This window comes from Sulfurimonas sp., assembly GCF_023229025.1.
GTDB lineage: Bacteria > Campylobacterota > Campylobacteria > Campylobacterales > Sulfurimonadaceae > Sulfurimonas.
This window is the reverse complement of record NZ_JALOAA010000052.1, coordinates 1-10,155: the sequence shown is the minus strand read 5'-3', so window position 1 is coordinate 10,155 and position 10,155 is coordinate 1. Positions and strand designations below refer to the sequence as shown.

At 37.3% G+C, this 10,155-nt stretch carries 11 protein-coding genes; 7 read left to right on the top strand and 4 right to left on the bottom strand.

Annotated features, from left to right (window positions below; all coding sequences use genetic code 11):
- The 7 genes from M0Q20_RS10110 to M0Q20_RS10080 form a co-directional block, all read left to right on the top strand.
- A partial coding sequence (locus M0Q20_RS10110) for a hypothetical protein (RefSeq protein WP_295061458.1) occupies positions 1-463 on the top strand: 463 nt, incomplete at its 5' end.
- A 1-nt stretch (position 464) separates the two neighbouring features.
- The gene (locus M0Q20_RS10105; protein WP_295061454.1) at positions 465-2,450 is read left to right on the top strand and encodes an EAL domain-containing protein; all 1,986 of its coding nucleotides are present in this window, start codon (positions 465-467) and stop codon (positions 2,448-2,450) included.
- Between the two features lie 86 nt (positions 2,451-2,536).
- Positions 2,537-3,454, top strand: coding sequence for a branched-chain amino acid transaminase (locus M0Q20_RS10100; protein WP_295061451.1), 918 nt, complete (start codon positions 2,537-2,539; stop codon positions 3,452-3,454).
- A 168-nt stretch (positions 3,455-3,622) separates the two neighbouring features.
- Complete coding sequence (locus M0Q20_RS10095) at positions 3,623-4,717, top strand: prohibitin family protein (RefSeq protein ID WP_295061460.1); 1,095 nt, start codon at positions 3,623-3,625, stop codon at positions 4,715-4,717.
- A 1-nt stretch (position 4,718) separates the two neighbouring features.
- On the top strand, positions 4,719-5,399 hold the full coding sequence (gene hisIE, locus M0Q20_RS10090; protein WP_295061448.1) for a bifunctional phosphoribosyl-AMP cyclohydrolase/phosphoribosyl-ATP diphosphatase HisIE: 681 nt from the start codon (positions 4,719-4,721) through the stop codon (positions 5,397-5,399).
- Between the two features lie 3 nt (positions 5,400-5,402).
- Positions 5,403-5,915, top strand: a complete 513-nt coding sequence (locus M0Q20_RS10085; protein WP_295061445.1) for a DUF2393 family protein — start codon at positions 5,403-5,405, stop codon at positions 5,913-5,915.
- Positions 5,912-6,463: a DUF2393 family protein gene (locus M0Q20_RS10080; RefSeq protein WP_295061442.1), complete on the top strand. Its 552-nt coding sequence runs from the start codon at positions 5,912-5,914 to the stop codon at positions 6,461-6,463. The genes M0Q20_RS10085 and M0Q20_RS10080 overlap by 4 nt, the downstream gene beginning before the upstream one ends.
- On the opposite strand, the gene M0Q20_RS10075 is transcribed toward M0Q20_RS10080, so the two are convergent.
- The 4 genes from M0Q20_RS10075 to M0Q20_RS10060 all read right to left on the bottom strand — a co-directional run.
- Complete coding sequence (locus M0Q20_RS10075; RefSeq protein WP_295061440.1) at positions 6,460-7,419, bottom strand: TIGR01212 family radical SAM protein; 960 nt, start codon at positions 7,417-7,419, stop codon at positions 6,460-6,462. The two genes, M0Q20_RS10080 and M0Q20_RS10075, sit on opposite strands and share 4 nt — an antisense overlap.
- Positions 7,419-8,774, bottom strand: a complete 1,356-nt coding sequence (purF, locus tag M0Q20_RS10070) for an amidophosphoribosyltransferase (protein ID WP_295061437.1) — start codon at positions 8,772-8,774, stop codon at positions 7,419-7,421. The genes M0Q20_RS10075 and purF overlap by 1 nt, the downstream gene beginning before the upstream one ends.
- Positions 8,775-8,834: 60 nt before the next feature.
- Positions 8,835-9,602, bottom strand: a complete 768-nt coding sequence (dapB, locus tag M0Q20_RS10065; protein WP_295061434.1) for a 4-hydroxy-tetrahydrodipicolinate reductase — start codon at positions 9,600-9,602, stop codon at positions 8,835-8,837.
- Between the two features lie 21 nt (positions 9,603-9,623).
- On the bottom strand, positions 9,624-10,155 hold a 532-nt coding region (locus M0Q20_RS10060), incomplete at its 5' end, for an FAD-dependent oxidoreductase (RefSeq protein WP_295061431.1).

Sequence of the window (10,155 nt, the reverse complement as noted above, 5' to 3'; positions counted from 1 at the left end):
TTTTATAAAAAAAAGTGAGTTAGATGAAGAGCGCATAGTATATATAAATCAAGACCAATCACATATATCAACAATAAAAGAGACCTCTTTGGGTAAGCCTATCATAATAGTTACATACTCCCCATATGACAATAAGTTACATAGTAAGGGTTTTAAAAAGATTGCATCGACAAAAGATGAGTTTAATCTCTTGGTATTTGATGCCATGTTTACTACCACAAAAACGCTTACAGAGCATAAAAAGCAGTTTGAAGGGCTGAAAAAAGCAGTTGACAGGGCAGTTGCAATGCTTCATAAAGATCCAAAGCAGTTTTATGAAAAGATAAAACCCTACATCTTGGAGATTAGTTATAATGAGTTTAAAAGCGCTCTTGCCAATGTCATTTGGATAAACGAGGAGATTCCTTCTGAGATAAAAGGTAGAATTAAAAAAGAGAATTTTCCTATGCAAGATTTGATTTAAGATGCTACTTAGTATACAAAAATTTATTTTTTTATTAATCTCTATAATTTTTGGTACGCTCTACTTTTTGTTTATATACTACTATGTTGCACAGCAAGAAAAAACGGCATCGGCAATACTAAGAGTAATAAACTCCCAAATGTTAGAGACTAGCTACCATCTATCTAAGAGTATCGGTAGTGTAGAGGATGTGGTCTCTTTTCGTTCTATGCTTGATAGGATTGCTTTAAATAGCGATTTTATTGATTCTATTTTTATACATAATGAAGATGAGATACTAATCTCAACAGATCCCTTTATCCGTAAAACAATATCAACAAACCTAATTTTTAATGATGCTCTATCCGCTTATGACAAGCTTGAGCAAATTGAGGCTATTGAAGAGGATATAAGAATTTATGAGGGGAAAAAACCGACTCTCTTAAAGCTGACGTTTGTTCTTGACAAAGATGAAATAGCACTCTACTTTAGTGATAAACAATCAACCTTTTTGTTATATTTTGGATTTATTCCAGCTTTTGTACTTATTTTTTTATGGTTTTTTTTACGCAGTTTTGTAGCAAATCCACTAGAGAGACTTCGTCAATTTGCATATTATCAAAGTGATGTACCTAAGGCTTTTAGATTAAAAGAGCTTGAGACTATTCGATATTCAATGGTTCAAACTTTTCAACGACTTGAGAATGAAAAAAAAGAGCTCTACTCAATGGCAAGAACAGATATGCTTAGCGGGCTTGCAAACAGAAATGCTCTTGAGGAGTATGTAGAGCGTCTAATCTTCAACTCTTCTCGTGAAGGCAAGGAGTTTGCTTTTTTATTTTTAGATCTTGATAACTTTAAAGATATAAATGACTCTTTGGGGCATAATGTGGGGGATGAACTTTTAAAAAAGATATCATCTATAATTAGCGAGGCTCTGCGCTCAAACGATTTTGTAGCTCGCGTTGGCGGAGATGAGTTTGTTATTATAGTTGAGAAGTATAGTTCAATTATGGAGTTAACGGCAACAGTAGAGAGAGTGCAAAAGTATCTAGCCCAAACTTGGATAATCCAAACTCATCCGATAAATATTGGAAGTAGTGTAGGAATCGCTTTTTACCCAAAAGACGGCGACGATTTAATCTCACTTATGAAAAACTCTGATATTGCTATGTATGAGGCTAAAAACAGAGGCCGCGCAAGATATCACTTCTTTACAGAAGAGCTTAACAAACGAGTTCAAGATACTATCTCCCTTGATAAAGAGATGAGAAAGGCGCTCTTAAATAATGAGTACCGGCTTTACTACCAGCCAAAGGTTGATATAAAAAGCAACACTGTTATAGGAGCCGAGGCTCTTATAAGATGGATAAGTCCAGAAAAAGGAGTGATACCGCCAAGTATTTTTATTCCGCTTGCTGAGGAGAACGGCTTTATTGCCGAGCTTGGATGGTGGGTAGTAGAAGAGGCTATAAGGCAGTACTGCTTATGGAGAGAGAGTGGTATAGATATTATTATCTCTATAAATATCTCTGCAAAACAGCTCTTAGACAAAGAGTTTATATATAAGTTTAAAAATCTTTTAGATGAAAACAGAGTTAATCCAAGCAGGATTGATATTGAGATTACCGAGTATCTGTTTTTGCAGCATACTCAAGAGAACGCTCAAGTACTTCATGAACTTCATAGTTACGGCGTTACTATATCGCTTGATGATTTTGGAACAGGCTACTCATCACTTTCATATCTGAAAAGATTTCCTGTTGATAATCTAAAAATAGATAAGGCGTTTATAGATGATTATGATAGTAAAAGTGGAGCTATTTTCATTGAAACTATTGTAAAGATGGGACAAACTTTAAACATGCAAGTAATTGCCGAGGGTGCTGAACACAAAGAGCAAATCGACTACCTAAAGAGCATAGGATGTGACCAATATCAGGGTTACTACTTCTCAAAACCTTTAAGTGTAGATGATTTTAAAACTCTATATTTAAAGCAGGTATAATATGCAAATATGCGCTATTAATACAATATAAACATCATTTTGGATAAAATATCAAAATTTTTATGTAGTAATTATTGGAGAGGTAAATGGATGCAGCCAAATATATTTGGATGAATGGTAAGTTTGTTGCTTGGGGTGATGCGAAAGTTCATGTGTTATCCCATACACTACACTATGGAAATGGTGTTATTGAGGGTACAAAAGCGTATAAGACAGAGCGTGGATATGCAATTTTTCGTCTAAATGACCATACAAAAAGATTAAAAGAGTCTGCAAAAATGACACTTTTAAATATTCCCTACTCTGTAGAGGAGATGAATCAAGCTCAAGTAGAGTTAATTAGAAAAAATGAGTTTAAAGGCGATAATGTCTATATTCGTCCATTTGCATTTTTAGGTTATGGTGTTATGGGAGTTTATCATAAAGATGCTCCGGTAGAGACTGCAATAGCAGCATGGGAGTGGGGTGCTTATCTTGGTGAAGAGGGCATGAAAAAAGGTATAAAGTTAAAAATTGTATCTATGACAAGACCTGCTAACACGTCAAACATGGGTAAAGCAAAAGCAACGGCAAATTATTTAAACTCTCAAATGGCAAAATATGAAGCTATTGATTGCGGATATGAAGAGGCACTTCTGCTTGATGATCAGGGATATATTGCAGAGGCAAGCGGTGCTAGCTTTTTTATGGTAAAAAATGGTGTATTGATTACCCCTCCAAATGATAACTCACTAGAATCAATCACTCAAAAAACAGTTATTGAGATGGCACAGAAGATGGGCATTACAGTTGAGCGTCGCCGCATCTCAAGAGAAGATGTATATATTGCAGACGAGGCGTTTTTAACCGGAACCGCGGCTGAGATAACACCGGTTCGTCTTATAGATGCTAGAGAGATAGGGTGTGGAGCGCGTGGCGAGATTACTGAAAAATTACAGAGTGCGTACTTCGATATAGTATTTGGACGCAATAAAGAGTATGAACACTACCTTACGTACGTATAATAATATAGCAGCTTATAGTTCTCGAAAAACTTTGTTTTTCGTAGCTTTAGGGGGTTGTAGGGACATTTGTCCCTGCCACAAAACGAAGTTTCTTTAGAAAAACGGACGCGTTCGTTTTAGTGCGTAATATCAAATAAAAGGAATAAAAAAATGAAGGACAGTATAACAATGGCATCAGATATGAATGACTACTTTAACAAAAAAAAGAGCGAAGGAGCCGGCAGTCAAAAGAGATCAAGCGGCGGAAGCGGCGGTGGACCAAATATACCTCAGATGCCAAAGATGGACTTTAACTTTGGCGGCGGTAAAGCCGGTATAGCATATTTTATAATAGCTGTTGTACTGGTATTGGTGCTTGCTAAGCCGTTTACTATTATTGAAGAGGGTCAAAGAGGAATACTTAGTACAAACGGTAAATATTCTGATCAAGCACTTCTTCCGGGACTTCATTTTATTGTTCCAATCATTCAAAAAGTGTATAAAGTCGATACAAAAGTTCGTATAGTAAACTATGCATCTACTATTGAAACCGGAACAAGTGATGCGCTTGGTGTAAATGTCAGACCTGCTATTACTGTTCTTGATAAGCGTGGACTACCTGTCTCTATAGAACTTACCGTTCAGTACAGACTTGATGCACAATTTGCAGCTCAAACTATTTCAAACTGGGGTTTTGCTTGGGAAGATAAAATTATTAACCCTGTAGCAAGAGATATTGTTCGTAATGTTGTCGGTAAATATGATGCAGAATCGCTTCCTCAGATGAGAAATACGATTGCAACAGAGATTGATACGCAGATAAGAGCTAATATAGAGAGTCTTGAGAATACTCCTGCAGATTTACAATCTATTCAACTTCGTGCAATAATTTTGCCTCCAAAAGTAAAAGAGCAGATAGAAAACGTTCAAATAGCAAAGCAGCAAGTTCAACGTGCGGAGCAAGAGGTACAACGTGCGGAGCAAGAGGCACTAAGACGTGCTGCAGAGTCAAGAGGTATTGCTGAAAAAGCTAGAATTGAGGCACAAGGTTTGGCAGATGCCGTTACTATTGAAGCTGAAGCAAAAGCAAAAGCCAACTACTTAATCTCAAAATCGTTGACTCCGGACCTTTTAAAACTTGAGCAGATTCAAGTTCAGGGTAAATTTAACGATGCGCTCAAAGAGAACAAAGATGCAAAAATATTCTTAACACCTGGTGGTTCAACTCCAAATATCTGGGTTGATATGAAAGATCCTCAAAGAAAAGCATCATTAACTAACTAATATGCAAGATACAGTAAACAGGATAGATTGGCAAAAGATTTCCCTTTTGCCTGTTATTGTTCAAGATCTAAACAGCGGTGAAGTTTTGATGATGGCTTACATGAACAAAGAGGCTCTTGAGCTATCCTTAAAAACAAAAACAGCGCACTACTTCTCCCGCTCCAAACAACGTCTTTGGAAAAAGGGCGAGAGCAGCGGGCATACTCAAGAGATAGACTCTTTTTATATAGATTGTGATAATGACACACTCTTAATCAAAGTGATACAAAACGGTGTAGCATGTCATACAGGTCGTCGTTCATGCTTTTTTACAGAGTTAGAATCAGGTGATATTCAAAGCGATGTAGAAGTAAGCAGTGAGTCACTCTACGGTACTATCGATACTCTTTATCATACAATTCAAGAGAGAAAAAATGCAAACCCCGACTCCTCATGGACTGCAAAACTCTTAAGCAAAGGCGATAACGCAATTTTGAAAAAAGTTGTAGAGGAGGCGGGAGAGTTTAGTTTTGCTTACAAGGATAATGATGAAGGCGAGATGATATACGAGGCAGCAGACTTAACATATCACATGCTAGTTGCACTTGCTGCAAAAAATATCTCTCCCGATAGAGTTAAGCAGGAGTTGGCTCGCAGATTTGGCATGAGCGGAATAGCTGAGAAAAACTCAAGAGATTCTTAAAGCATGACAGGAGTAATTACTAAATTTCTAAATGAGCTGATAATTTATGATTATATTCTGTTTGCATCCCTATTTTTACTTTTTATTCTTTTTGTAACATTAGGCATACTTCTTAGAAACAGAGTAGTTGTCGCCCTCTTTTTTATACTCTTTGCGTTTTTTGGACTTATAGTAGGCTCAACATACGGTTACAGCAAAATGCATGAGTATATATTTAAAAATCAAACCTCAATAATAAGTCAAAAAAAATTAAATTTTACTCAAGCAATTGTTCTTTATGGAGCGGTAAAAAATATCTCAGATAGAGATTTTTCAAGCTGTCAAATCACAGCTACAGTCTATAAAAACACGGGAAAGAAGATAAAAGATTATATACTTAGGCTTAAACCACTTAATAAAATGTCGATTATTGAGGATAGTATCGTAAAAGATGAGAAGAGGGAGTTTAAGATGATAATTGAGCCTTTTACATACGGCGGCGACTACAATATTACGTTGGGAGCAAAGTGCAGATGATTACACTGTTTAATGAGTGGCACTATATTGCTTTAGCGGTTATTTTATTAATTCTTATTGGCGGCATAGCGCTAGCATTTAAAAAAGAAAATTTTAAAATAAGATCTCAAATAATCTTCTCAACTCTTCTAATAACTTCTGTTATGGCGGGTTTTAGCATCTTGGTAGTAGATAAATATACAAAAATAGCAAAACTTTATAAGTTGGAGAATAAAAGAAACCTTAGCACCGAAGAGATAATGTATAGCGGTGTAGTAAAGAATGAAGGAAAGCACAAAATAGGTAAGGTTATCTTTGAGATTAAACTTGTAAACAAAGGGCACATAAGCGGTAATGTAAAAGCAGGATCATTTTATAAGCCAAGTGGGTTTTTTGATTTTTTCTCAGGAGGGAGTTTTAACTCTAATGTTAAAGTTCAGCAGATAACCCATGAGTTTGTGGTAGCTAAAGATTTAATACCGGGAGAATCTAGAGAGTTTAGGGTCTATTTTGCCTATCCTCCACACTTTAGGGGTGTAACTCAATTCTCAAAGCTATACGCTCACTAATATTTAACTCCTAAAGACTTGAGTGCCATATTTATTTTTCTGATTTGACTATTTTTGTCTCTACACCACTCCGGAGAGAGCAGGGAGTTGTCATCTATCCCCGCTGTTACTCTCTGAACCGACATACCCTTTGGCTTCATTTTTATCGCTTCTACTAAAACATCTAAATACTCATCTTCAGTAATGGGTGTGAATTTTCCCTTGATGAAATCATTTGCAAGTGCTGTCTTTTTTACTACATATAGCGGATGATACTTCACAGAGTCTATGCCCCAGCTATAAGCCTCTTTAGCAGTACGAAGCATCATCTCTTTTGTCTCATCGGGAAGTCCAAATATTAGATGCCCGCAAACGTTTAGACCTCTATTTTTTGCTTTTAAAATCCACTCTTTAACATTTGCGCTGTCATGTCCGCGATTTATTTTTTGTAGAGTCTCATCATATACCGATTGAATTCCAAACTCAATCCATATCTCTTTGTCTTTGGCAAGTTCTGCTAAATAGTCTAGTGTCTCCTCTGTTATGCTGTCTGAGCGAGTGCCAATACTAAGCCCTACAACATCATCAAACGAGAGAGCCCTGTCATAAAGAGCCTTTAGTGTTTCAAACGGTGCATAGGTGTTTGTAAAGGATTGGAAATAGGCTAGGAACTTCTTTGCTCCATACTCTTGGCGCTGTCTTTTACTGATGGCGTTAAATTGCATCTCCAGTTGAGCTAACTGTTTATCAAGATTTGGATTTGTTTTAGACTCTAAATTTAGGTAAAAACCCTTTAACTCCTGAGTTTCACCGGTACTTGCGCTAAAAGAGTCATTTTCACAAAAGGTACACCCGCCTTTAGCTACTGTTCCGTCAATATTTGGACATGTAAATCCAGATATATTAATACCGACTTTATAGACTCTGCAACCAAACTTAGCCTTTAAGTAGTTACCAAAAGTATTTACTTGTTCCATTAAACTATATATTTTCCGGTAAAACAAGCTGTACAGTAGTTGTCTTCTTCTGAATTAACACTTCTTAAAAGCGAAGCTTCATCAAGATAGGCTAATGAATCCGCTTCGATAAACTCACATATATCATCTTGAGACATATTAGCAGCTATTAGTTTATCTTTGTCAGGCGTATCTACACCGTAAAAACATGGATCTGTTGTCGGGGGAGAGGATACTCTCATGTGAACCTCACTCGCTCCAGCCTCCTTTAGCATTCTTATAATTCTCTTTGAGGTTGTCCCGCGAACGATAGAGTCATCAACAACTATAACTCTTTTTCCTTTGATTATATCAATCATGGGGGATAGTTTCATCTTAACTTTAAGGTCTCTCATCTCTTGTGTCGGCTCAATAAAAGTCCGTCCAATATAGTGATTACGCATAATTCCCATCTCATAAGGGATACCGCTCTCTTGTGCATAACCTATGGCTGCAGGAACTCCGCCATCGGGAACCGGAATTACCATATCAGCCTCAACCGGTTTAATAAGCGCTAACTCTCTGCCCATATTTTTTCTAGTCTGGTAAACACTCTGACCAAATACTTTTGAGTCTGGTCTTGAAAAATATACATATTCAAAAATACAGTGCTTTGGAGTAGGTTCAAAAACCTTTATGCTTCTTGGCTCTTCGCCTTCGTTAAATATTAGAAGTTCCCCGGGTTCAACGTCTCTTATGAACTCAGCACCGACAAGGTCAAATGCACAAGTCTCACTTGCAACTATATAGCCCCCTCCCGGAAGTTTTCCTAGACTTAATGGTCGAAAACCATGTCTATCACGCATTGCAAACATCTTTGTTCTGCTTAAAAATACAAGGGAGAAAGCACCCTCTATTTTTTGTACAGCATCAATAATTCTATCAAGGAGTTTTCTTTTTTCGCTTTTGGCAATAAGGTGTATAAGATTTTCAGTATCCATAAAGGTTTGAAAAATAGCACCTTTATCAATTAGCTTGTTTCTAATCTCTTCGGCATTTGTAAGATTACCGTTATGAACAATCGCCATCTCGCCCAAGTCATATCTTGCAAATACCGGTTGAGCATCTAAAATGGAGTCATCTCCGGCAGTTGAGTAGCGTGTATGTCCAATTGCGCTTGAGCCCCTTAGGGTTTCAAGTTTTTTCTCATCAAATACCCGCATAACTAAACCGCGCTTTTTGATTGTTTGAAGTTTTGTTCCGTCTGAGGAGCTGATTCCTGCTGCTTCTTGTCCACGATGCTGAAGTGCATGTAGCGAAAAATAAGCTAATTTTGAAGCTTCTTTATTACCGTAGATTCCTACAACTGCACATTTTTCATTTACATCTTTTAGCACATTTTCTCCTCGAGAATATTTAACGGAATTATACTAAAAGCAAATTAAATAGAGTTTATTTTACAACTCAAGACAGTCACTTATGGAGTAAAGTCCCGCCTCTTTGTTTACTAGCCAAGAGGCTGCTCTTATAGCACCTTTGCTAAAGGTGTTTCTTGAGGTCGCCGTATGGTTTAGCTCTATAAATTCACCGTCATTATAAAAACCAACAGTATGACGCCCGACTATATCTCCGCCACGAAGAGCCATAACTGCGATTTCATCTCTGCTTCTCTCACCGATATTACCGTCTCTACCACTTATGCGTACACTATCTAGATTAGCTCCACGACCGCGCGCTGCCGACTCACCAAGAGTAAGAGCCGTTCCGCTTGGAGCATCTTTTTTATGCTTGTGGTGCATCTCAACTATCTCTATATCAAAACCCTCAAGTGCAGCTGCAGCTTGATAGACTAGATTGTTTAAGAGTGCAACGCCAAGAGACATGTTTGTAGCATATAAAATCGGCATACTCTCACTGGCTTGCCTTAGGAGATTAAGTTGATGAGCGCTTAATCCGGTTGTTCCAATAACAAGTGGTTTTGGAGTTTTTATAGCAGCTTCAAGAAGGATTTCACAAGCCTCAGGAAGAGAGAAGTCGATAACAATGTCGCATCCATTTAAAAATGATTCTATATCCGTGCTTACCAAAACGGATGGGTCAATGGAGAAGTCGAGAGAACTTCTGACATATACAGAGCTTAAACTTATATTATCACTCTCTTTTAAATCATCTATAATTAACCTGCCGACTCTGCCATTTGCACCAAAAACACCAACTCGTGTCATTTAATTCTCCTATTAAATAAATTAATTTAATTTTTCATCTACATAAGATATAGCTTCAAGTGCAGCTACGGCACCGTCACCCGCAGCACTAACAACCTGTTTTGGAGCAGCTATACGCATATCGCCTGCTGCAAAAAGACCTTCAACCGAGGTATTCATGCTGATATCAACAATTATTTCTCCCTGCTTGCTTACATCACATAGAAAGCTTCCATCTTCTTGAATTAGAGTTTGATTATTTACATCGTTTCCGACAAAAACAAAAACACCTGGTGCTTTTATATCACGAATCTCTCCATTGCTGTTTTTTACCTTGATACCGATAACTCCCATATTATCGCCGTAAACTTCTTCGGGAGTAGTGTTTAAAATAAGCTCAATATTTTCGGAATTTTCTACTCTTTTTACTGTGTTTGGAGCTGCACGAAATGAGTCACGTCTATGGATGAGATAGACTTTAGAGCATATTTTCGCAAGGTATAGAGCCTCCTCTAAGGCAGTATCTCCGCCGCCGATTACAGCAACTTCTTTTCCTTTATAGAAAAAACCATCA

Bases quoted from the DNA above. Each gene is read 5' to 3' on its own strand.
- hisIE (WP_295061448.1), top strand. From the start codon at position 4,719: ATGCAAGATACAGTAAACAGGATAGATTGGCAAAAGATTTCCCTTTTG.
- dapB (WP_295061434.1), bottom strand. From the start codon at position 9,602: ATGACACGAGTTGGTGTTTTTGGTGCAAATGGCAGAGTCGGCAGGTTA.
- M0Q20_RS10085 (WP_295061445.1), top strand. From the start codon at position 5,403: ATGACAGGAGTAATTACTAAATTTCTAAATGAGCTGATAATTTATGAT.
- M0Q20_RS10080 (WP_295061442.1), top strand. From the start codon at position 5,912: ATGATTACACTGTTTAATGAGTGGCACTATATTGCTTTAGCGGTTATT.
- M0Q20_RS10075 (WP_295061440.1), bottom strand. From the start codon at position 7,419: ATGGAACAAGTAAATACTTTTGGTAACTACTTAAAGGCTAAGTTTGGT.
- M0Q20_RS10105 (WP_295061454.1), top strand. From the start codon at position 465: ATGCTACTTAGTATACAAAAATTTATTTTTTTATTAATCTCTATAATT.
- M0Q20_RS10100 (WP_295061451.1), top strand. From the start codon at position 2,537: ATGGATGCAGCCAAATATATTTGGATGAATGGTAAGTTTGTTGCTTGG.
- M0Q20_RS10095 (WP_295061460.1), top strand. From the start codon at position 3,623: ATGGCATCAGATATGAATGACTACTTTAACAAAAAAAAGAGCGAAGGA.